We start from the raw sequence: 21757 nt of genomic DNA, 5'->3' as shown, positions 1-21757 counted from the left end.
GGGCCGGCACCTGTCGGCCCGTCTCAGAGCACCGCTTCCGACTCCACCCAGCGGTCCTGCGGGACGGTCTTGAGGCCCGCGACGGCCTCGCTGACCGGGATCAGCTGGATCTCGGTGCCGCGCAGGGCGGTGAAGTGGCCGAACGCGCCCTTGTGGACGGCCTCGACGGCGTGCCAGCCGAAGCGGGTGGCGAGGACCCGGTCGATGGCGGTCGGGCTGCCGCCGCGCTGGGTGTGACCGAGGATGACCGGGCGGGCCTCCTTGCCGAGCAGCCCCTCCAGCTCGCCGGCCAGCCGGTTGCCGATGCCGCCGAAGGTCTGGTGGCCGTACTGGTCGACCTCGCCGTGGTCGAAGCGCAGCGTGCCGGGGGCGGGCTTGGCCCCCTCCGCGACGGCGATGATGGCGAACTTCTTGCCGCGCCGGAAGCGCTCCTCGATCATCCGGGCGACGGCCTCGATGTCGAAGGGCTTCTCGGGGATCAGGATGCCGTGCGCGCCCGCCGCCATCCCGGCGGTCAGCGTGATCCAGCCGGTGTGGCGGCCCATCAGCTCGACGACCATCACCCGCTGGTGCGACTCGGCGGTGGTCTTGAGCCGGTCGATCGCCTCGGTGGCGACGTGCACGGCGGTGTCGAAGCCGAAGGTGACGTCGGTGGCGGCGATGTCGTTGTCGATGGTCTTCGGTACGCCGACCACCGGCAGCCCGGCGTCGCTGAACATCCGGGCGGCGGTCAGGGTGCCCTCGCCGCCGATCGCGATCAGGGCGTCGATGCCGAGGTTGCGGGCCAGCTCCTCGGCGTTGTCGACCGCCTGGTTGATCCGCTCGCGCTGGACCCGGGCCGAGCCGAGGATGGTGCCGCCCAGGGTGAGCAGGCCGGTCACGTCGTCGTGCGAGACCGGGCGGCTGCGGCCCTCGATCAGACCGAGGAAGCCGTCCTCGATCCCGATGATCTCGTCGCCGTGCACGTCGGTGCCGCGGTGCACCACCGAGCGGATCACCGCGTTGAGGCCGGGGCAGTCTCCCCCGCTGGTCAGGACACCGATACGCATGGTGGCTGTGCTCTCCGCTCCGGGGGCGGCGGCCCCCGAGTCGCTGGCTGGTACGAGCCGGACACACCGGACATACCAGCCCGGACCGACAGCGTAAGACTACGCGGTCCAGCCCTGCCGAAGCCCGTACCCGCGCTCCGGCAAGGTCACTCCTCGCGGTCGGCCCGGCGACATCCGGTGACGGTCACTCCGCCGCGAAGTGGTCCCAGCCGCCGACCCGGTCCCAGGGCGCCCCGTCCACCGTGACCTGGCCGCCGCGCGCCTTGCCCGCCGTCCGCACCACCCGGCCGACCACCCGCCAGCGGGCCGGCAGCTGGACGCTGTTCGGGAAGGTCGCGACGATCGCGTGGTCCTCGCCGCCGGAGAGCACCCAGACCAGCGGGTCCACGCCGACGGCCTGTCCGATGTCGGCCATCTGCGCCGGGACGTCGAAGTCCGCGGCGCGCAGGTCGATGTCGACGCCGCTGGCCTTGGCGACGTGGCCGAGGTCGGCCACCAGGCCGTCGCTCACGTCGATCATCGCGGTGGCGCCGAGCTCGGAGGCGGCCGGGCCGGCGTGGTACGGCGGCTCGGGGCGGCGGTGCGCCTCGACGAAGGCGCGCGGCGAGCGGAAGCCCCGGGAGAGCACGGTCAGCCCCGCCGCCGACCAGCCCAGCCAGCCCGTCACCGCGACCACGTCGCCGACCTGCGCGCCGGAGCGCACCACCGGCGCGCGCCCCTGGAGGTCGCCCAGCGCGGTGATCGCCAAGGTGATGGTGTCGCCGCGTACGACGTCGCCGCCGACCACGGCCGCGCCGGCCACCTGGCACTCGTCGCGCAGACCGTCCATCAGCTCGGTGGCCCAGGTGGTGGGCAGGTCGGCGGGGGCCACCAGGCCCAGCAGTATCGCCGTCGGCACGGCTCCCATGGCGGCGATGTCGGCGAGGTTCTGCGCGGCGGACTTGCGGCCGACGTCGTACGCCGTGGACCAGTCGCGGCGGAAGTGCCGGCCCTCGATCAGCACGTCGGTGGTGGCGACCACCCGGCCGTCGGGCGCCGTGACCACGGCCGCGTCGTCGCCCGGACCGAGCTCGACGGCCGGGGTCAGCGGCAACCTGGCCGTCAGCTCCCGGATGAGCCCGAACTCACCGAGCTCGCCCACGGTCCCCTGCATGTGCCGTCCTCTCCACTCCACCGATTGATCTGTCGCTCCCGGGGCCTGCGCGCCCCCGCGCGCAGCGTACGCCCCTCGGGGGTGACGAAGTCTCCCCTCCCGGCCCCACCGCGCGGTAGCGTGGTGATCAGACTGCCGGTCAGCCCGCCCCCACCACTCCCCTGGGCCGTCCCGGCGGCGCGCTCCGCAACCAGCCGCTGGAGGTCCCCGTGATACAGGCGTACATCCTGATCCAGACCGAGGTGGGCAAGGCCACGGCCGTGGCCCGGTCCATCGCGAACATCGAAGGCGTCCTCCTGGCCGAGGACGTCACCGGGCCGTACGACGTGATCGTGCGCGCCGAGGCGGACACCGTGGACGACCTGGGCCGGCTGGTGGTCGCCCAGGTCCAGCAGGTGGAGGGGATCACCCGGACACTCACCTGCCCGGTGGTGCACCTGTAGCCGCGGCTACCATCGGCGGATGGCCCGCATCCCCCTCCTCGGCTCGCTGCCCGCCCCCGTGCGGTGGGCGGCGCCGCCGGCCGTCCTGCTCGGCGGGCTGGGCCTGCTGCTCGGCGGCTGGACGGGGTCCGGCTCCGACCGGGTCACCCCGCCGGTCCCGAAGGCGGACCAGGCCGGGTACTGCGCGGCGCTCGGCCGGGCCCTGCCGCAGACCGTGCTCGGCCACCCCCGCGCGGACCCGTCGCCCGCCTCGCCGTACACGGCGGCCTGGAGCAGCTCACCGCGGACGGTGCTGCGGTGCGGGGTGGCCCGGCCCGAGTACCTGAACCGGGACATGTCCGCGACGGCGCCCGAGATCAACGACGTGCAGTGGGGCATGGGCCCGGACGGCTCCGGGGGGTACCGGTTCGTCACCACGCTGCGCAAGGTCTACGTCGAGGTGACCGTCCCCAAGGGCGCCTACCCCAACTACGCCGACCCGCTCAGCTCCCTCACCGACGCGATCAAGGCGACGATCCCCGAGGGCTTCTGAGCGGAACCCGCCCACCCGGCACGCCCGAAGGGCACTGTCCGGAGGCACGTACGCTCTCCGGACGGCGCCCCTGCGTGTCCGGAGACCTCAGCGCAGGCCGGTGGAGCGCCGCAGCGCGGCCTGGAGCAGACGGTCGATCAGCTCGGCGTACGGCAGGCCGGTGGCCTCCCACATCTTGGGGTAGGCCGAGATCGGGGTGAAGCCGGGCATGGTGTTGATCTCGTTGACCACCCAGCTGCCGTCGGTGAGGCGGAAGAAGTCCACCCGGGCGAGGCCCTCGCAGCCGAGCGCCTCGAAGGCGAGGACGGCCTGGCGCCGGATCTCGGCGGTGTCGTCCGCGTCGAGCTCGGCGGGGATCCTGACCTCGGACGAGTCGATGTACTTCGCCTCGAAGTCGTAGAACTCGTAGCCGCCGCCGACCAGCACCTCGGCGGGCACGCTCGCGCGCGGGCCGTCCTCGAACTCCAGGACGGCGCACTCGATCTCACGACCCTCGACGCCGCGCTCGACGATCACCTTGGGGTCGTGGCGACGGGCCTCGTCGATCGCGGAGTCCAGGTCGGCGAGGTCCTTGACCTTGGTGATGCCCATGCTGGAGCCGGCCCGGCAGGGCTTCACGAAGAGCGGCAGGCCGAGCCCGGCGATCCGGGCCCGGGCGGCGGCGCGGCCCTCCTCCGTCTCCCAGTCACGCGGCTTGACCACGGCGTAGGAACCCACGCCGATGCCGTGCGACTGGAGGATCCGCTTGGTGAACTCCTTGTCCATGCCGACCGCGCTGGCCAGCACGCCGGAGCCGACGTACGGGACGCCGGAGAGCTCCAGCAGGCCCTGGATGGTGCCGTCCTCGCCCCAGGGGCCGTGCAGCAGCGGCAGCACGACGTCGACCTCGCCGAGCACCTTCGGCGCGGCGCCGGGCTCGCTCCAGACCACCTCGCGGCTGCCCGGGCTGCCGGGCAGGCTGACCTGGCCCTCGGCGGACTCGGCGATGCCCGCCACGTCGGGCAGCTTGCCGTCGGTGATGGACATCCGGGCCGGATCGTCGCTGACCAGCGCCCAGCGGCCCTCATGGGTGATGCCGATCGGCAGCACCTCGTACTTGCTGCGGTCGATGGACCGGAGCACGCTCGCGGCCGTGGAGACCGAGATGCCGTGTTCGGAACTGCGGCCGCCGAAGACGATCGCCACGCGCGGCTTGACGGCGCCCGAAGCGCCCGGGTTCGGGGAGGTCTGTTCGATGCTCATATCGCGTTCGAGACTACCGTGCGGGGTCGGCTCCGCCTGGGAGAGGCACCCGTTCGGTCATGGTCAGGGGCGCGGGGGGCTGCGCGAACCGGAAGGCGACTACGTTCGGCCGCGGCAGTGCAGGTCATTCTCGGCGGTACGAGTGACGCTGCTGGTCTTCCGGATTCGCGCAGTTCCCCGCGCCCCTGGTTGTGGCTGGGCGAGTGCCTTCCGGGGGCCCTGGTTGTGGTTGAGCGGGTGCCTAGCGGCGTTCGGGCTTGGCGGAGCGGGCCATCAGGGCGGCCAGGGCCTCCTGGGTGGGGCGGCCGTTGTGGACCACGTCGACCACCGCCTCGACGATCGGCATGTCGACGCCGTTGCGCCGGGCCAGGTCGAGGACCGACTCGCAGGACTTCACTCCTTCGGCGGTCTGCTTGGTGGCGGCGATGGTCTCGGCCAGCGACATCCCGCGTCCGAGGTTGGTGCCGAAGGTGTGGTTGCGGGAGAGCGGCGAGGAGCAGGTGGCGACCAGGTCACCCATCCCGGCCAGCCCGGCGAAGGTGTACGGGTCGGCGCCGAGCGCCTCCCCGAGCCGGGTGATCTCGGCCAGGCCGCGGGTCATCAGGGTGGCCTTGGTGTTGTCGCCCAGGCCCATGCCGTCGGCCATGCCGACCGCCAGGCCGATCACGTTCTTGACCGCGCCGCCGAGCTCGCAGCCGACCACGTCGGTGTTGGTGTACGGGCGGAAGTACGGGGTGTGGCAGGCCTTCTGGAGCCGCTTGGCGACCGCCTCGTCCAAGCAGGCGACCACGCTCGCGGCGGGCTGCCGGTTGGCGATCTCGCCGGCCAGGTTGGGGCCGCTGACCACCGCGACGCGCTCCGGTCCGACCCCGGCGACCTCCTGGATCACCTCGCTCATCCGCTTGGCGGTGCCGAGCTCGATGCCCTTCATCAGGCTGACCAGCACCGTCCCCGGGTCCATCAGCGGCGCCCAGCCGGCCAGGTTCTCCCGCAGGGTCTGCGAGGGGACGGCCAGCACGGCGAACTCGGCGCCGGCCAGTGCGGCGGCCGGGTCGGTGGTCGCGGTGACGCGGTCCGACAGGTCCGCGTGCGGCAGGTAGTCGGGGTTGCGGTGGGTCTCGTTGATCGCGTCCACCAGCTCCTTGCGGCGGCCCCAGAGGGTCACCTCGCAGCCGGCGTCGGCCAGGATCATCGCGAATGCGGTACCCCAGGATCCCGTCCCGAAGACGGCGCAGCGGGTCACTTGGAGTTCTCCTCGGGGGTCGTGCCGTCGTTCGGATTCCGGCCCGCGGCCCGGTCGCCCTTGGCCTCGGCGGCCTCGCCGCGGAGGCGGGAGGCCTGCCGCATGTCGTAGCGCTCGGCGGGCGGCTGTTCGCCGCGGATGCCCGCCAGGACCTCGGTGATCGCGGCCATGATGTCCTCGGTCGCGTCCTTGAGGACCTGGGCGGTGAGCTCCTGGCCCTGGTACTTGCCGAGGTCCACCGGCGGCCCGGCCGCCACCGTCACCCGGTGGCGGGGGAAGAGGTTGAACCGGCCCTTCCCGCCGCGCCCGTACGGCGGGATGATCTCGTGCGCGCCCCAGTGCGCGACCGGCACGACCGGCGCGCCGGTCATCAGCGCGACCCGGGCGGCGCCGCTCTTGCCGGTCATCGGCCACAGGTCCGGGTCCCGGGTGAGGGTGCCCTCGGGGTAGAACTGCACGCACTCGCCGCTCTCGATCGCCGCGATCGCGGCCCGGAAGGCGTGTGCGGCGTCGGTCGAGTCCCGGAACACCGGGATCTGGCCGGTCTTGCGCAGCATGAAGCCGATGAACGGCACCGAGAACAGCGAGGACTTGCCCAGTATCCGGGGCGGCCGGCCGCTGTTGTACTGCCAGTGCGCGTAGACCAGCGGGTCGATCAGGGAGTTGTGGTTGACCACCGTCAGGAACCCGCCCCGCTCGGGCAGGTGCTCCCAACCGCGCCAGTCCGGCTTCACCAGGGCGGTGGTCACCGGCTTCACGAGTACGGCCGCGAAGCGGTACCAGATCCCGTAGTCGGCGTTGCCGAACCTGGCGTACGAGCGGCGGGCCACCCCAGCTCCTCCTCATCCGGTGCGGCACCCCGAGTGCCGCGACATCAGTCACGCTGGCCGCCCGGCCCGGCCGGGCCGGGCGCGGACCAGTCTCGCCCGTGGGCTCGCCGACTGTCGAGCGCCCTCCCCGGAGGCCGGGCGCAAGTGATCAATCGCACGTCGGCCCGGCGGGCGCGACCTGGCGAGGCTTCGGGCGTCGGCGCCACAATGGCGCCGATGACCCAGGACACCGTACGCCCAGCCGAGCCCCCCGCGCCCGCACCTTCCGCCGCGCGCGGCGGGTGGTCCCTCGTGCTGCCGGTGAAGCCGCTGGCGCTCGCGAAGAGCCGGCTCGGCCCGTTCGCGGGTGCGCGGCGGCCCGAGCTGGCATTGGCCTTCGCCCTGGACACCGTGACGGCCGCGTTGGCCTGCCGGTCGGTCGGGCGCGTCCTGGTGGTCACTCAGGACGCCATCGCGGCAGCGGAGTTGACGCGGCTCGGCGCGGTGGTGGTCGACGGCGAACCCGGCGGCGGCCTCAACCCGGCGCTCGCCCACGGCGCCGAGTACGCCCGCCGGATCGCGCCGGGCGCGCCGCTCGCGGTGCTCTCCGCCGACCTGCCCGCGCTGCGGCCCGCCGAGCTGGCCCGGGTGCTCCGGGCCGTGCCGGCCACCGGGCGGGCCTTCCTGGCGGACACCCCCGGCATCGGCACCACGCTGCTCGCCTGCCCGCCGGGCCACCGGCTCGGCCCGGCCTTCGGCGGCGCCTCCCGGGCCCGGCACGCGGCGGGCGGCGCCCAGGAGATCGGGCTGCCGGACGTGCCGTCCGTCCGCCGCGACGTGGACACCGGCGCCGACCTCACCGAGGCCCTCGCCCTCGGCGTCGGCCCGCACACGGCGGCGGTCGCGGCCGCACTGGTCTGAGACCGACCGGCAGATGGTGGGCGGTCTGAGCCGCGGCCCCGGCTCCGGGCCCGCGCCTCGCTATGCTGCTGGCATGCAGGCCACCGCGTTCACCTTCGACCCCGACACCCGCGCGGGCTCCGTGCTGCTCGACGACGGCACGCCCGTCCCGTTCGAGGCGGCCGCCTTCGACGCCGGCGGCCTGCGGCTGCTCCGGCCCGGGCAGCGGGTCCGGATCCGCACCGAGGGCGCCGGGGAGGCCCGCCGGGTGGTCTTCCTGACCCTGCAGACCTTCCCCGACCCCGCCGAGGCCTGAGGGTCAGCGCTCCGGCACGACCCGGACGGCGTGCGAGCGGCCCGCGAGGGCGAAGCTGAGCGTCAACTCGCCGTCCCGCTCCAGGAAGCCCTCCACCCGCTGGACGGCGCCCGGCCCGAAGAAGTACCGGTACGCCTCGTACTGGGTCCACCCGAGCGGCAGCACCCGCAGTGCCTCCCAGAGCGCCGCCAGTGCGTCCGGGAGCCGCTGGAAGGTGGCCGGCGCGGTGATGCCCTCGATGGACACCGTGATGCGCCGTCCCGTACCCGCGCCGTCCCTGGGCCTAGAGCTGTTCACTGCGGGGCTCCTCCTGCTCCTTGTCGTACTCGGCCCAGACGCTCTGCGCCTTGTCCGTGTAGTGGTGTCCGTAGCGGTCCGCTCCGGCCAGTGCTTCGAGCACCAGCAACTGGTTCTCCACCGGCAGCCCCTGAGGCAGCGCCAGATCCACCCGGTAGCCGCCGCCCGGCCGCAGGCGGATGCGCGCCCGCATCCCGGTGGCCCTGGCCAGCCGGTTCGCGGCGTCAAACACCCTGGTGGTTCGCACGCAACGGCTCTCCCCGCGAGCGGTCAGTCACGGAACGTGAATCTAAGTAATTAGATTCCACCTGATGCATTAGATTGTCAATGCCGAATCACCCGCCCTGCCGCATCGGCAGGGATCGTGCCTGCGCCGGGAGAGCCAGATGCGCTCAGAAGAGCCCCCGTACCTGCAGATCGCCGACAAGCTGCGCGACCGCATCACCCGGGGCGACTGGAAGCTGGGCGAGCGGCTGCCGTCCCGGGCCCGGCTCGCCACGGCCTACGGGGTCGGCGCCAACGTGCTGCAACGGGCCCAGGAGCTGCTGATCACCGAAGGACTGCTGGAGGGCCGTGCGGGCTCCGGAACGTACGTCCGGCAGCCGACCGAACGGCGCCCGATGCTGCGCACCCGCCATCTCGGCCTGCACAGCGCCACGCCGTTCCGCGCCGACTTCGCCAAGTACGGCCCGTACGGCACTTGGGACGCGCACAGCAACGTCCGGACCCCGGCCACGCCGGAGGTCGCCGCCAGGCTCGGCATCGAGCCGGGCGAGCTGACCGTCCACACCCTGTACGAGTTCCTCATCGAGGGCCGGCCGGTGCAGCTCGCCATGAGCTGGGAGCCGCACGCGATCACCGTCGGCTCACCGGTGCTGATGCCCGAACTCGGTCCGCTGGCGGGCCGGGGCGTGGTCGAGCGGATGGCCGGGATCGGCGTGCACGTGGAGTTCGCCGTCGAGCGCCCGCGCCCGGCACGGGCCACCCAGGAGCAGGCGCTGTTGCTCGGAATCTCGGCCGGCGACCTGCTGACCCTGGTCGAGCGGACCTATTTCGACGCGGACGGCCGGGCGGTGGAGACCGCCGACATCGTCATTCCGGACTCGCGCTGGGAGATCAGCTACGAACTCCCGGTCGAACGCCCGCAGCATCCCCGGCGGCCACCGCACCAGCAGTCCCAGCACCCGCAGCAACGCCGCCCGCGATAACGGCGCGGACGGACGCGAAAGAGCCGTGGCGACTCGCACCGGGGGTATTCCAGAGGATGGAGTACCCGGAGTGCGAGCCGCCACGGCTCACGGCCGTCGAACGGCCGTCGGCTGAAGAACCGTCAGGACTACTTGGCGGTGGACTTGCGCGCGGTGGTCTTGCGCGTGGTCGTCTTCTTCGCCGGGGCGGTCTTCTTGACCGCCGTCGCCTTCTTCGCCGCGGTGGTGGCCTTCTTCGCGGCCGGGGCGGCGGCGGTGGTCTTCTTGACCGCCGTCACCTTCTTCGCCGTGGCGGTGGCCTTCTTCGCGGCCGGGGCGGCGGCAGCGGCGGTCTTCTTGACCGCCGTCGCCTTGACCGCGGTCGCCTTGACGGCCGTGGCCTTCTTGACCGCCGTGGCCTTCTTCGCGGCGACGGTGGCGGTGGTCTTCTTCGCGACCGTCTTCTTGGCGGCGGCCGGGGCGGCGGCGGCAGCGGCGGCGGACCGCTTGGTGGCGGCGCGCTTGACGGCGGCGGTCGTGCCGCCCTTACCGGGGGTGAGCGAGCCCTTGGGGGCCTTCTTCACCGAGGGGCCGTCCTTCGGCAGCTTCTTGCTGCCGCTGACCAGGTCCTTGAAACCCTGGCCCGGGCGGAAGCGAGGCACCGAGGTCTTCTTGACCTTGACCTTCTCGCCGGTCTGCGGGTTGCGGGCGAAGCGCGCGGAGCGCTCCACCTTCTCGAAGGTGCCGAAGCCGGTGACCGACACCCGGTCACCCGCCACAACGGCACGCACCATGGTGTCGAGCACTGCGTCGACGGCCTCTGCGGCAGCCTTGCGACCGCCCAGCTGCTCGGCCACCGCTTCGACAAGCTGAGCCTTGTTCACGTCTTCCCCTTCGGAAACGGGCGCCGGATGATTCCATCCGTTCATTTCGCACGTTAGGTATGTATCTGCGGACTTTCAATTACCAAACGCGTGAATCACCCTAGTGTCGCAATGGATTTGCGCGTCAGCGACCTCAGTGGACGGGCGGATGCCCCTCGTCGAGGTCTCGCACAAAGCAACTCAACCGCCGCGCCGCCTCCGGAAGATCGCGCTTGGCGGTCTCCGTGACGATCAGCAGTTGACGGGTGAGAGCGGTCTTTGCCTCCGCTGGCACGTTCAGCGCATGAACGCGGGCATGGGCTTGCTTCAACCGCTCTGCCACGAGCGCGTAACGCGCTGCGACTTCCGACTCGTCCGGCTCCTCGGTAGGTGAGGTGTCGTCGTCCGGCCGATCGTCAATTCGACTCTCGGTTGGCCCGGCCGTCCCCTCCGTCGGCGCGGGTTCGCGGCCCGCGTACGGAGGTTCAAGGTCCCGGTGCATGCAACGATTGTGCCATCTGTGCGGAGTTGCGCTGCGCAGACCCCGTCTGCGGCTAATCACGGACAACTATCCGGGGTGTCCCCCGACCCGAACTCAAGGTCGAACTCAGGCCCGAACTCGGGCCCGGAACTGCCGGATGGCCCGCCCCCCCGAGGGGGCGGGCCATCCGGTGGACCGTCAGAAAGCAGTGACTCAGGCGACCGGCAGCGTCCGGGGCTTGAAGGCCGGACGGGTGGCCTCGAATGCCGCGATGTCCGCCTCGTCGCTCAGCGTGATGCTGATGTCGTCCAGGCCGTTCAGCAGTCGCCAGCGGGCGTTGTCGTCCAGTTCGAAAGCGGCCGTCACGCCTTCGGCGCGGACCTCCCGGGCCTCCAGGTCGACGGTGACCTCCGCCGTCGGGTCGGCCTCGGTCAGCGCCCAGAGCCGCTCGACGGTCTCCTGCGGCAGCAGCACCGTCAACAGGCCGTTCTTCAGCGAGTTGCCGCGGAAGATGTCGGCGAAGCGGGACGAGATGACGGTCGCGAAGCCGTAGTTCTGCAGCGCCCAGACGGCGTGCTCACGCGAGGAGCCGGTGCCGAAGTCGGGGCCGGCCAGCAGCACGGTGGCGCCCGCGCGCTCGGGCCGGTTGAGGACGAAGGACTCGTCCTTGCGCCAGGCCTCGAAGAGCCCGTCCTCGAAGCCGGACCGGGTGACCTTCTTCAGCCAGTGCGCCGGGATGATCTGGTCGGTGTCGACGTTGCTGCGGCGCAGCGGGACGGCCCGGCCGGTGTGGGTGGTGAACTTCTCCATGGCGGCTCAGACCTCCGCGTTGATGTCGGCCGGCAGATCGGACGGGGCGGCCAGGCGGCCGAGGACGGCGGTCGCGGCGGCGACCTGCGGCGAGACCAGGTGGGTCCGGCCGCCCTTGCCCTGCCGGCCCTCGAAGTTGCGGTTCGAGGTCGAGGCGCAGCGCTCGCCCGGGGCCAGCTGGTCCGGGTTCATGCCCAGGCACATCGAGCAGCCCGCGTGCCGCCATTCGGCTCCGGCGGCGGTGAAGACCTTGTCCAGGCCCTCCTCGATCGCCTGCAGGGCGACCCGGACGGAGCCGGGGACGACCAGCATCCGTACGCCGTCGGCGACCTGGCGGCCCTCGACCACGGCGGCGGCGGCGCGCAGGTCCTCGATCCGGCCGTTGGTGCAGGAGCCGACGAAGACCGCGTCCACCGCGACCTCGCGCAGCGGCGTACCGGCCTCCAGGCCCATGTACCGCAGGGCGTTCTCGGCGGCGGCGCGCTCCGACGGGTCGGCGAACGAGGCCGGGTCCGGGACGCGGGCGCCCAGCGGCGCGCCCTGGCCGGGGTTGGTGCCCCAGGTGACGAACGGGGTCAGCTCGGTGGCGTCGATGAAGATCTCGTGGTCGAAGACCGCGTCCTCGTCGGTGACCAGGGTCTCCCAGTAGGCGACCGCGGCGTCCCAGTCCTCGCCCTGGGGGGCGTGCGGACGGCCCTGGAGGTAGTCGAAGGTGGTCCGGTCCGGGGCGATCATGCCGGCCCGGGCACCCGCCTCGATGGACATGTTGCAGACGGTCATCCGGGCCTCCATGGAGAGGCTGCGGATGGCCGAGCCGCGGTACTCCAGGACGTAGCCCTGGCCGCCGCCGGTACCGATCTTCGTGATGATCGCCAGGATCAGGTCCTTGGCGGTGACGCCCTCGGGCAGCTCGCCCTCGACGGTGACCGCCATGGTCCTGAACGGGGCCAGCGGCAGCGTCTGGGTGGCCAGCACGTGCTCGACCTGGCTGGTGCCGATGCCGAACGCCAGCGCGCCGAAGGCGCCGTGGGTGGAGGTGTGAGAGTCGCCACAGACCACGGTGGTGCCGGGCTGGGTCAGGCCCAGCTGCGGGCCGACCACGTGGACCACGCCCTGCTCGATGTCGCCCAGCGAGTGGATCCGGACGCCGAACTCGGCGGCGTTGCTGCGCAGCGTCTCCAGCTGGACCCGGGAGACCGGGTCGGCGATCGGCTTGTCGATGTCGAGGGTCGGGGTGTTGTGGTCCTCGGTCGCGATGGTGAGATCGGTCCTGCGGACCTTCCGGCCGGCCAGCCGGAGCCCGTCGAAGGCCTGCGGGCTGGTCACTTCGTGCAGCAGGTGCAGATCGATGTAGAGCAGGTCGGGCTCGCCCTCGGCGCGCCGGACGACGTGGTCGTCCCAGACCTTCTCTGCGAGTGTCCGTCCCATCGCTTTCCCTCCAGCCGGCCGCTCTGCCGGCCTTCTCGTGTGGTCGAGGTCGCTCCGGAGCCGATCACTGTGATCCGCTCGGGATGACCTGCACGCCGGATCGTGTCCAGAATGTGGACACTGGGGAAGTGGCCGATCCTGGGTGTCTCCCGGGCTGCGTTATCCAGAGTGGCGCTTTTCCGGGAAAATTGAACTTGCGTCTCGCGGAATGAGACTGCAGTATCAGGGCATGGACAACTCTAGCGGCGTCGGCGTTCTCGACAAGGCCGCTCTGGTGCTGAGCGCACTGGAGTCGGGCCCCGCCACGTTGGCGGGGCTGGTCGCCGCCACCGGATTGGCGCGGCCCACGGCCCACCGACTCGCCGTCGCACTCGAACACCACCGCCTGGTCACCAGGGACATGCAGGGCCGCTTCATCCTCGGCCCCCGACTCTCCGAGCTCTCCGCCGCGGCGGGCGAGGACCGGCTGCTCGCCACCGCGGGCCCGGTCCTGACCCATCTGCGCGACGTCACCGGCGAGAGCGCACAGCTCTACCGCCGGCAGGGCGAGATGCGCATCTGCGTCGCCGCCGCCGAGCGCCTCTCCGGCCTGCGGGACACCGTCCCGGTCGGCTCCACGCTGCCGATGAAGGCCGGCTCCGCCGCGCAGGTCCTGCTGGCCTGGGAGGAGCCCGAACGGCTCCACCGCGGCCTCCAGGGCGCCCGCTTCACCGCGACCGCCCTGAGCGGCGTCCGCCGCCGCGGCTGGGCCCAGTCGATCGGCGAGCGCGAGCCGGGCGTGGCGTCCGTCTCCGCGCCCGTCCGCGGCCCCTCCAACCGCGTGGTGGCCGCCGTCTCGGTCTCCGGCCCGATCGAGCGCCTGACCCGCCACCCGGGCCGGATGCACGCCCAGGCCATCATCGAGGCCGCGAACCGCCTCACGGAGGCGCTGCGGCGCGGCTGAGCCGCATTTGCTGAGAGGCGCGGGGTGCTGCGCGACGTCGGAAGCTGTGGGCTGTTGCCTTCCGAATTCGCGCAGTTCCCCGCGCCCCTTGGGTCAACCATCTCTGCAAACGCAAAAAAGCCCCGCATGTGCGGGGCTTCTCATTTACCTACTGGCTGGGGTACCAGGACTCGAACCTAGACTAAATGAACCAGAATCACTCGTGCTGCCAATTACACCATACCCCAACAAAGCATCGGGCCGATGGGGCTTGAACCCACCGGCCTTACTGCCTTGGTACCCCCGACCGGATTCGAACCGGCGCTACTGCCGTGAGAGGGCAGCGTGCTAGGCCGCTACACAACGGGGGCAAACTTGGTGATCCCAGCTTCGTCGCCTCCGGGGTTGCGAACACGTCCGGATGGTGACAGTGGAAGGATCTGGTACCCCCGACCGGATTCGAACCGGCGCTACTGCCGTGAGAGGGCAGCGTGCTAGGCCGCTACACAACGGGGGCTTGATCTTCTTCAGTTGTTGCGTACCCCCGACCGGATTCGAACCGGCGCTACTGCCGTGAGAGGGCAGCGTGCTAGGCCGCTACACAACGGGGGCTTGTCACTACTTGTACTGCGCTGGGGTACCAGGACTCGAACCTAGACTAAATGAACCAGAATCACTCGTGCTGCCAATTACACCATACCCCACCGGAGTTAAACCCCTGCGGGGTCTCGCTCGGCGTTGCTCCGACTGGTTGGTGCTGACGAGGTTTCTGGTCCCTCGCCGTTCCCTCCCGGGCGGCGCAGAAAGAACATTACCCGACGCCGGGCCCCGCTCCAAAATCGATAACCGCAGGCCCGCCCCCGGACACCCTCCGGACGCCCCCAGGACGGCTGCGCGGCTGGTCGCGCAGCCGTCCTGGGTACGGGCTCAGGAGGCCGGGACGAGCTCCAGAGCGGCCGTCAGCCGACGCAGCGTCTCGGGGCGGCCGAGCAGCTCCATCGACTCGAAGAGCGGCGGGGAGACCCGGCGGCCGGTCACGGCCACCCGCAGCGGGGTGAAGGCGAACTTGGGCTTGATGCCCAGGCCGTCCACCAGGGCCTCGCGCAGCGCCGCCTGGATGGGCTCCGGGGTGAAGTCCCCGAGCTGCTCCAGCGCCTTGATGCTGGCCTCCAGCACCGGGCGGGCGTCGGAGTTGAGCACCTTGGCCGCGTCCTCCGGGTCGACCGTGAAGTCGGCCGGGTCGACGAAGAGGAAACCGGCCATGGTGACGATCTCGCTCAGGACGACCATCCGCTCCTGGGTGAGCGGCGCCACCTTGGCGAGCAGGTCGAGCTGGCTCGGCGTGGGGCCCCCGGCCGATTCCGCCGGGAGCAGGCCGGGGGCCTGCAGGTACGGCACCAGGCGGCGGGCGAACTCGTCCGGGGCCAGCAGCCGCAGGTGGTCCGCGTTGATCGACTCGCACTTCTTCAGGTCGAACCGGGCCGGGTTGGCGTTCACCTTCGCGATGTCGAAGGCGGCGACCAGCTCGTCCATCGAGAACCGGTCCTGGTCCTCGGAGAGCGACCAGCCGAGCAGCGCGAGGTAGTTGAGCAGGCCCTCGGGCAGGAAGCCGCGCTCGCGGTAGAGGTTGAGCGAGGCCTGCGGGTCGCGCTTGGAGAGCTTCTTGTTGCCGTCGCCCATCACGTACGGCAGATGGCCGAAGCGCGGGGTGGTGCCGGTGCCGACACCGATCTCGGCCAGCGCCGCGTAGAGCGCCACCTGGCGCGGGGTCGAGGAGAGCAGGTCCTCGCCGCGCAGCACGTGGGTGATGCCCATCAGGGCGTCGTCCACCGGGTTGACCAGGGTGTAGAGCGGCGCGCCGTTGGCCCGGACGATGCCGTAGTCCGGCACGTTCTCCGGCTCGAAGCTGAGCCGGCCGCGGACCAGGTCGTCGAAGACGATGGTCCGGTCGGGCATCCGGAAGCGCAGGATCGGCTGGCGGCCCTCGGTGCGGTAGACGGCGACCTGGTCGGCCGTCAGCTCGCGGCAGTGGCCGTCGTAGCCGGAGGGCTTGCCGGCCGCGCGGGCGGCCTCGCGGCGGGCGTCCAGCTCCTCGGTGTTGCAGTAGCAGTGGTACGCGAACCCGCCCTCGTGCAGCTTGGCGGCGACATCGGCGTAGATGTCCATCCGCTGCGACTGCCGGTACGGCTCGTGCGGGCCGCCGACCTCGGGGCCCTCGTCCCAGTTGAAGCCGAGCCAGCGCATGGCGTCGAGCAGCTGGTTGTACGAGTCCTCCGAGTCGCGGGCCGCGTCGGTGTCCTCGATCCGGAAGACCAGCGTGCCGCCGTGGTGGCGGGCGAAGGCCCAGTTGAAGAGGGCGGTCCGGACCAGGCCGACGTGCGGGTTGCCGGTCGGGGAGGGACAGAAGCGGACCCGGACGGTCGGGTCCAGGTCCGCAGGAGTGTTAGCCACGCTTGATCACCTTATTGGTGAGAGTGCCGATGCCTTCGATGGAGACGGCGACCTCGTCGCCGACGTTCATGGGGCCGACACCCGCAGGGGTGCCGGTGAGGACGACGTCGCCCGGGAGCAGCGTCATCGCCTCGGAGATGTGGACGATCAGCTCGGCGATCGAACGGACCATCAGGGAGGTCCGGCCGGCCTGCTTGAGCTCGCCGTTCAGGGTGGTGGTGACCGCCAGGTCGCTCGGGTCCAGCTCGGTCTCGATCCACGGGCCGAGCGGGCAGGCGGTGTCGAAGCCCTTGGCGCGGGCCCACTGGCCCTCGCGCTGCTGCACGTCGCGGGCGGTCACGTCGTTGGCGCAGGTGTAGCCGAAGATGATCTCCGGGACGCGCTCCAGCGGGACCTCACGGCCCATCCGGCCGATCACCACGGCCAGCTCGCCCTCGAACTGCACGTCGGAGGAGAACGGCGGGTAGGCGATGGCCTCGGTGGGACCGATCACGGCGGTCGAGGGCTTGAAGAAGGTCAGCGGGACGTCCGGGACCTCGTGGCCGAGCTCGGCGGCGTGCGCCGCGTAGTTCCGGCCGACCGCGACGATCTTGTTGGGCAGGATCGGGGAGAGCAGCCGGATGTCCTGCATCCGGTAGCTCTCGCCGCTCAACTGCATCGAGACGATCGGGTGCCCGGCCAGCGCGTGGACGACCAGGGAGTCGGGCTGGGAGGGATCGCCCTCGACCACACCGAAGGAGACGCTGCCGGCGGCAGGGCTTCCTTCCCGGACGGAGAACCTGGCAATTCGCACGGTTGGGAGCCTCTCGGTCAGTCGGGCTCCGGCCTCGCCGGGCCCTGCTCGAACGCGACCCAGGCTATCGCGTGGGCCGGCGCCGACCGCTTCGAGCGGGGCCGGTGGGCCGCCGACTTCGCCGTACTTCGTCAGTCCGGGCGGGCTCCGGTCAGTCCTGCGGGGTGCGCGGGGCCGGTGCCGTCATCAGGATCGTCCGGCGCGGGTTGGCGGTGTTCGTCGGCAGCTCGGCCGCGTACGTGACCGGCTTCGCCGGGGCGCGGTCGCCGAGCAGCTGGCCGAAGTCCGCGACGGCGGCCAGGGTCGTGCGACGCGGGTTCGCCGTGGGGCGGGGAACGATCGTCGACTGGGCGGCCTGCTGCGCGGACTGGGACATTGCGTCACACCTCTGGGGTCGGAGCCGGCCACTGGGGGCCGGGGGGAGTGTTCTGGGGCGTTTGCGGGCAGGCTGACGGAGGCCCTGCTCGTTATCAGCCAGGTTAGGGATCTCTTTCCACAGTCGCCGTGACCAAGGCTATACATTCGGCTGTGACTTTGCTCACAAATAAGCCGAGAATTCGCACATGTCGGACATTTCACGGCGTCAGATAATTCCGGCAAACGGGATATCTAGGACATTCAGGTAGGTCTGTGACTCTTCCTGACCCATGGTCCACTTGGCATGTAACCGGCGAGTGTCCGAAAAGGGCCGTATTTGAGCCTGGCTACCGCACAGTCAGTAAGGTGACGCACGCGGTGTGTAGCTCAGGACACCGACGTGTAACGGCCCTTGTTGGACTTCCTGCGCTGTGCTGGAATGCCACGGAAAAACTCGACACCGTCCCATCCGCGTCAGCGGGTAGGGGCGCCCGGTCCAGAGGTTGCGACGCCAGTGCAGGGACGTTTCAAGAGGGGCAGCGGCGCCGTGGGTGACCCGGAGTCGCGTGAGCCCGCGGCAGGCCCCCACCAGGCAACGCCGATCACGGGCCCCGGCGAGCAGACAATCGGCGCCGGCGCCGAATCCGAGCAGGACACCGTGGAAGGAGCTGAGCAGCCCGAGAAGCGAAGCGGCCGATCACGCCTGCGCGGAACACTGAACCGCCGCAAGGCCACCGGCCTGAGCCGCTTCGCCATGCGCAACTGGCGGATTCGTACCCGCCTGATCGCGCTGCTGCTGCTCCCGGTGGTCGTCGCCCTGGTCCTCGGTGGCCTGCGGATCGAGACCTCGCTCCAGAACTCCCAGCAGCTCTCCCAGATGACCGGCCTGGCCGACCTGGCGAAGAAGGCGACCGCGCTCGCGGACGCGCTGCAGACCGAGCGCGACATCAGCGCCGGCCCGCTCACCGCGAAGAGCAGCGAACTCGACGACGTCTCCGCCGCGCGGAAGAACACCGACGACCTGAGCAAGGCCTTCGCGATCTCCGCCGACAACTTCGACGAGCTCGACCTCGCCGGTGGCAAGGCACTGCTGCTCCAGGTCCGCAAGGACCTCAACCAGCTGTCCCAGGCCCGGACCAACGCGTACAGCAACCCGGACAACATCCAGGCCACCATCACCAACTACGACGTGATCATCGTCGACCTGCTGGGTCTCAGCCAGGACATCGCGATCGCGTCCAACAGCACCGAGCTGGTCAAGGTGACCCGGGCGCTGCAGCAGTTCTCGCTGGCCAAGGAGAGCGCCTCCGAGCAGCGTGCGCTGATCAGCGCCGCGCTGGCCCGCCCCCCGAAGCCCGACCTGAACGGCTCCGACGCGACCTTCGGCATCCGGCTGCAGACCTCCGAGACCAACGCGAACACCAACTTCACCGCGATCTACGGCACCGGGCCCGCGAACGCGCTGCAGGCCAGCCTCAGCTACAACCAGGTGATCGCGGACGCGAACCGCTACTCCCAGCTCGTGCTGAACTCCAACGGCATCGAGCAGGCCCAGAGCCGCAGCTACAAGGACTGGTACGACGCCGCCTCGGCGAAGATCAACGCCGAGCGGAAGATCGAGACGTCCCTGCTGGAGCAGCTCGACGGCAAGGCCGGCCAGCTGCAGTCCGACGCCGACACCCAGACCATCCTCAACGGCGCCCTGATCGCCCTGGTGCTGCTCGTCGCCATCGCCGGTGCGGCGCTGGTGGCCCGCGGCATGGTGCGCTCGCTGACCCGGCTGCAGACCGCGGCCGAGGACGTCGCCGAGCGGCGGCTGCCCGAGCTGGTCAAGACGCTCTCCGAGAGCGACCCGCACGACGTCGACGTCACCGTCGCGCCCGTCGGTGTCGACTCCTCCGACGAGATCGGCCACGTGGCGCACGCCTTCGACATGGTGCACAAGCAGGCGGTCTCGCTGGCCGCCGAGCAGGCACTGCTGCGAGGCAACATCAACGCGATGTTCACCAACCTCTCGCGCCGCAGCCAGGGCCTCATCCAGCGCCAGCTGTCGCTGATCTCCGAGCTGGAGAGCCGCGAGGCCGACCCGGACCAGCTGGCGAACCTCTTCAAGCTGGACCACCTCGCGACCCGTATGCGCCGTAACGGCGAAAACCTCCTCGTCCTCGCGGGCGAGGACCCGGGCCGCCGCTGGACCCGTCCCGTCCCGCTGGTCGACGTGCTCCGCGCCGCCGCCTCCGAGGTGGAGCAGTACGAGCGCATCGAACTCGCCGCCGTCCCGTCCGCCGAGGTCGCGGGCCGCGTCGTCAACGACCTCGTCCACCTGCTCGCCGAGCTGCTGGAGAACGCCACCTCGTTCTCCAGCCCGCAGACCCGCGTCCGGGTCACCGGCCACGCGCTGCCGGACGGCCGGGTGCTGATCGAGATCCACGACACCGGCATCGGCCTCTCGCCGGACGACCTCGCGGACATCAACGAGCGTCTCGCCAACCCGCCGGTCGTGGACGTCTCCGTCTCCCGCCGCATGGGTCTGTTCGTGGTCGGCCGCCTGTCCCTGCGACACGGCATCCGGATCCAGCTCCGCCCCAGCGACTCAGGCGGCACCACCGCACTCGTCATGCTCCCGCTCGACGTCACCACCTCGGCCGACCGGCGCACCGCCGGGCGTCCGGCGGGCCCGGCGCAGGCCAGGCAGCAGCGCGGTGTCGGTCCGACCCCGCGCCAGCAGGGCCGGGCGGGCATGGCCGAGACGGCACTGCCGATGCGCCCGCAGGCGGGCAACGCCGCCGGCGCGCTCGGCCAGGGCCCGGCGGGTCCGGCCGGTGGCCGGCCGCAGCTCGGCCAGGGCCCGCAGGGTGGGCAGCCCCAGGGCGGCCCCCAGCAGGGTGGCCAGCCCCAGGGCGGCCGTCCGGCCGCTCCCGCACAGGCGCCCGGCGGTCCCGCCGGCGGCCTGCCGACCCGCGAGGTCGGCCAGGCGCTGCGCGAGACCCCGCCGAACGGACGGCCGCCGCGCCGTACGCCCGGTGCCTCCGGCGCTCCCGGTGCTCCCGCCGCCCCTGGTACTCCCGCTGCCCCCGGCGGTGCACTGCCGCGCCGCGGCCGCACTCCGGAGCAGGGCCTGCCGGCCGGTGGTCGGCGCCCCGCGCCGGAGCGTCCCCGCCCCGGGGTGGACCAGCCCAACAACGGCCAGCCCAACGGCGGCCAGCCCAACGGCGGCCAGCCCGGTGCCGGCCAGCCCGGCCAGGGCCGGCTTCCGCAGCGCCCGAACCAGGGCCAGGCCCCCGGCCAGGGCCAGGGCCAGGGTCAGCCGCAGGGCCGACCGGTCCGGCAGCAGCAGGACGGGCCCTCCCAGCGCCAGCAGTTCGGCCAGGAGCGCCCGCAGCAGGCCGGCCAGCCGCTCGGCCAGCAGGCACCCCAGGCTCCGCAGCAGCAGGCTCACCAGCAGCCCCAGCAGCCGCTCGCTCCGCTGCCGGCCGCCGCGCCGGTCGAGAGCACCGTGCAGTTCGCCCGCCCGCGTTTCGAGGCGAGCGAGATCGACCCCCGGGACCCGCTGGGCCTCGGGCTGGTCGAGCCGGTGCTGCCGAGCGTCGCCAACCCGGCGCCGCAGGCTCCGCAGGGCCAGCAGCAGGCCCCGGCCCGGCAGCAGATGCCGCAGCCGGTCCAGCAGCAGGCCCCGCAGCAGCCGATGGCGCTGCCGACCGGTCCCGGCGCCCAGGACACCCAGTGGGCCCGGGCCGCCGACGGCCGGGCGGCCGGGCAGTTCGAGTCCGCCGAGGCCCGGTCCCGGTCGTACCAGCCCCGCCGTCCCGGTACCAGCGCGCCCGGCTTCGCCGAGCAGCCGCAGGGTCAGCAGGGTCAGCAGCAGGGCCGACCGGCTCAGCAGCAGGCGCCGCAGGCTCAGCAGCAGCCCCAGCAGCCGCAGGAGCACCCGCGCGCCGACAACGCCGCCGACGCGCCGTGGCGGCTCTCCGCCAACGACGAGCGCTGGCGTCGGGCCGAGCAGGTCCGGGAGCCCTCGACCAACGGCATCACGATGTCGGGCCTCCCCCGGCGTACACCGCAGGCCAACCTGGTCTCCGGTACCGCCGAGGCGGCCCCGCTGACCGGTCCGCAGGTCTCCCGGGCACCCGAGGAGGTGCGCGGCCGGCTCACCAACCTGCGTCGCGGCATCCAGCAGGGACGCCAGGCGGGCGCGGACGCGGCCCAGTCGGCGCAGTCGGACCAGCACGCCCAGCAGGGCCGTCCGCCCCAGCAGGGGCAGCAGTTCCCGCAGGGGCGCCAGGGCCAGCCCGGCCAGTCGGACCAGCACGAACGGACCCAGCAGCGCTTCGACGGCTTCGGCAGCCCGCGCACCAACCGGGGCAACGGCTCGTCCGGCCCAGAACACCAGGAGCGTTGAGTTGAGTCAGATGAGTCAGGCCGCACAGAACCTGAACTGGCTGATCACCAATTTCGTGGACAACACCCCCGGGGTGTCGCAC

Annotated in this window: 21 protein-coding genes, 5 tRNA genes and 1 pseudogene; 8 read left to right on the top strand and 19 right to left on the bottom strand. The window is 71.9% G+C overall.

The window, feature by feature from the left end; genetic code table 11:
* Nucleotides 1-23: 23 nt before the first annotated feature.
* Both ABD330_RS21020 and ABD330_RS21015 read right to left on the bottom strand, forming a co-directional pair.
* Nucleotides 24-1049, bottom strand: coding sequence for a 6-phosphofructokinase (locus ABD330_RS21020; protein WP_344467388.1), 1026 nt, complete (start codon nt 1047-1049; stop codon nt 24-26).
* A gap of 184 nt (nt 1050-1233) precedes the next feature.
* Entirely contained in the window at nt 1234-2202 is a 969-nt protein-coding gene (locus ABD330_RS21015; RefSeq protein ID WP_344467386.1) for a thiamine-phosphate kinase, read from the bottom strand.
* A gap of 209 nt (nt 2203-2411) precedes the next feature.
* On the opposite strand from ABD330_RS21015, the gene ABD330_RS21010 reads away from it, so the two are divergent.
* A complete protein-coding gene (locus tag ABD330_RS21010) occupies nt 2412-2645 on the top strand; it encodes an Lrp/AsnC ligand binding domain-containing protein (RefSeq protein WP_344467384.1) in 234 nt (77 codons plus the stop codon).
* Nucleotides 2646-2664: 19 nt separating this feature from the next.
* Nucleotides 2665-3177: a DUF3515 domain-containing protein gene (locus tag ABD330_RS21005; RefSeq protein ID WP_344467382.1), complete on the top strand. Its 513-nt coding sequence runs from the start codon at nt 2665-2667 to the stop codon at nt 3175-3177.
* Nucleotides 3178-3264: 87 nt separating this feature from the next.
* On the opposite strand, the gene ABD330_RS21000 is transcribed toward ABD330_RS21005, so the two are convergent.
* The 3 genes from ABD330_RS21000 to ABD330_RS20990 all read right to left on the bottom strand — a co-directional run bounded on the left by ABD330_RS21000 (nt 3265) and on the right by ABD330_RS20990 (nt 6492).
* Nucleotides 3265-4419: a D-alanine--D-alanine ligase family protein gene (locus tag ABD330_RS21000; protein ID WP_344467380.1), complete on the bottom strand. Its 1155-nt coding sequence runs from the start codon at nt 4417-4419 to the stop codon at nt 3265-3267.
* Nucleotides 4420-4660: 241 nt separating this feature from the next.
* Nucleotides 4661-5611: an NAD(P)H-dependent glycerol-3-phosphate dehydrogenase gene (locus ABD330_RS20995; RefSeq protein WP_425555601.1), complete on the bottom strand. Its 951-nt coding sequence runs from the start codon at nt 5609-5611 to the stop codon at nt 4661-4663.
* Nucleotides 5612-5658: 47 nt separating this feature from the next.
* On the bottom strand, nt 5659-6492 hold the full coding sequence (locus ABD330_RS20990) for a lysophospholipid acyltransferase family protein (RefSeq protein ID WP_344467376.1): 834 nt from the start codon (nt 6490-6492) through the stop codon (nt 5659-5661).
* A 216-nt stretch (nt 6493-6708) separates the two neighbouring features.
* On the opposite strand from ABD330_RS20990, the gene cofC reads away from it, so the two are divergent.
* On the top strand, nt 6709-7392 hold the full coding sequence (gene cofC / locus ABD330_RS20985; RefSeq protein ID WP_344467374.1) for a 2-phospho-L-lactate guanylyltransferase: 684 nt from the start codon (nt 6709-6711) through the stop codon (nt 7390-7392).
* A gap of 73 nt (nt 7393-7465) precedes the next feature.
* Nucleotides 7466-7687, top strand: a complete 222-nt coding sequence (locus tag ABD330_RS20980) for a hypothetical protein (RefSeq protein WP_344467372.1) — start codon at nt 7466-7468, stop codon at nt 7685-7687.
* 3 nt (nt 7688-7690) lie between these two features.
* On the opposite strand, the gene ABD330_RS20975 is transcribed toward ABD330_RS20980, so the two are convergent.
* Nucleotides 7691-7984, bottom strand: a complete 294-nt coding sequence (locus ABD330_RS20975) for a hypothetical protein (protein WP_344467370.1) — start codon at nt 7982-7984, stop codon at nt 7691-7693.
* Complete coding sequence (locus ABD330_RS20970; protein WP_344467368.1) at nt 7971-8231, bottom strand: hypothetical protein; 261 nt, start codon at nt 8229-8231, stop codon at nt 7971-7973. The genes ABD330_RS20975 and ABD330_RS20970 overlap by 14 nt, the downstream gene beginning before the upstream one ends.
* Before the next feature lie 139 nt (nt 8232-8370).
* Between ABD330_RS20970 and ABD330_RS20965 the strand changes: the two genes are divergently transcribed.
* Complete coding sequence (locus ABD330_RS20965) at nt 8371-9192, top strand: GntR family transcriptional regulator (RefSeq protein WP_344467366.1); 822 nt, start codon at nt 8371-8373, stop codon at nt 9190-9192.
* Between the two features lie 128 nt (nt 9193-9320).
* On the opposite strand, the gene ABD330_RS20960 is transcribed toward ABD330_RS20965, so the two are convergent.
* The 4 genes from ABD330_RS20960 to leuC form a co-directional block, all read right to left on the bottom strand.
* Nucleotides 9321-10055 (bottom strand): HU family DNA-binding protein, encoded by a 735-nt coding sequence (locus tag ABD330_RS20960; RefSeq protein ID WP_344467364.1) that lies wholly within the window; start codon nt 10053-10055, stop codon nt 9321-9323.
* 133 nt (nt 10056-10188) lie between these two features.
* Entirely contained in the window at nt 10189-10536 is a 348-nt protein-coding gene (locus tag ABD330_RS32515) for an SCO5555 family protein (RefSeq protein ID WP_425555597.1), read from the bottom strand.
* A gap of 192 nt (nt 10537-10728) precedes the next feature.
* Nucleotides 10729-11325, bottom strand: a complete 597-nt coding sequence (gene leuD / locus ABD330_RS20950; protein ID WP_344467362.1) for a 3-isopropylmalate dehydratase small subunit — start codon at nt 11323-11325, stop codon at nt 10729-10731.
* A 6-nt stretch (nt 11326-11331) separates the two neighbouring features.
* A complete protein-coding gene (leuC, locus tag ABD330_RS20945) occupies nt 11332-12753 on the bottom strand; it encodes a 3-isopropylmalate dehydratase large subunit (protein WP_344467360.1) in 1422 nt (473 codons plus the stop codon).
* Between the two features lie 229 nt (nt 12754-12982).
* Between leuC and ndgR the strand changes: the two genes are divergently transcribed.
* A complete protein-coding gene (gene ndgR / locus ABD330_RS20940; protein WP_104818425.1) occupies nt 12983-13696 on the top strand; it encodes an IclR family transcriptional regulator NdgR in 714 nt (237 codons plus the stop codon).
* A 152-nt stretch (nt 13697-13848) separates the two neighbouring features.
* Here ndgR and ABD330_RS20935 read toward each other — a convergent pair.
* From ABD330_RS20935 to ABD330_RS20900, 8 genes are all read right to left on the bottom strand, one after another.
* Nucleotides 13849-13923: transfer RNA gene (locus ABD330_RS20935), tRNA-Gln, on the bottom strand.
* A gap of 47 nt (nt 13924-13970) precedes the next feature.
* Nucleotides 13971-14046: transfer RNA gene (locus ABD330_RS20930), tRNA-Glu, on the bottom strand.
* A 70-nt stretch (nt 14047-14116) separates the two neighbouring features.
* A tRNA-Glu gene (locus ABD330_RS20925) sits at nt 14117-14192 on the bottom strand.
* A gap of 22 nt (nt 14193-14214) precedes the next feature.
* A tRNA-Glu gene (locus tag ABD330_RS20920) sits at nt 14215-14287 on the bottom strand.
* Between the two features lie 20 nt (nt 14288-14307).
* Nucleotides 14308-14379: transfer RNA gene (locus tag ABD330_RS20915), tRNA-Gln, on the bottom strand.
* A 223-nt stretch (nt 14380-14602) separates the two neighbouring features.
* Nucleotides 14603-16126 carry a glutamate--tRNA ligase gene (gltX, locus tag ABD330_RS20910; protein ID WP_344467355.1) on the bottom strand — a complete coding sequence of 508 codons (1524 nt, stop codon included), beginning with the start codon at nt 16124-16126 and terminating at the stop codon, nt 14603-14605.
* Nucleotides 16119-16919: a fumarylacetoacetate hydrolase family protein gene (locus tag ABD330_RS20905; RefSeq protein WP_344467353.1), complete on the bottom strand. Its 801-nt coding sequence runs from the start codon at nt 16917-16919 to the stop codon at nt 16119-16121. Before ABD330_RS20905 ends, gltX begins: the two co-directional genes overlap by 8 nt.
* Before the next feature lie 151 nt (nt 16920-17070).
* Nucleotides 17071-17295 (bottom strand): hypothetical protein, encoded by a 225-nt coding sequence (locus ABD330_RS20900; RefSeq protein WP_344467351.1) that lies wholly within the window; start codon nt 17293-17295, stop codon nt 17071-17073.
* A 639-nt stretch (nt 17296-17934) separates the two neighbouring features.
* Between ABD330_RS20900 and ABD330_RS20895 the strand changes: the two genes are divergently transcribed.
* Nucleotides 17935-21675, top strand: coding sequence for a sensor histidine kinase (locus ABD330_RS20895; protein ID WP_344467349.1), 3741 nt, complete (start codon nt 17935-17937; stop codon nt 21673-21675).
* Between the two features lies 1 nt (nt 21676).
* Nucleotides 21677-21757: pseudogene (locus ABD330_RS20890) on the top strand (roadblock/LC7 domain-containing protein); the annotation flags it as partial.

Origin of the sequence: Kitasatospora kazusensis, from assembly GCF_039529945.1 — a bacterium.
GTDB classification, from domain to species: domain Bacteria; phylum Actinomycetota; class Actinomycetes; order Streptomycetales; family Streptomycetaceae; genus Kitasatospora; species Kitasatospora kazusensis.
This window is presented reverse-complemented; position numbering and strand designations above follow the sequence as displayed.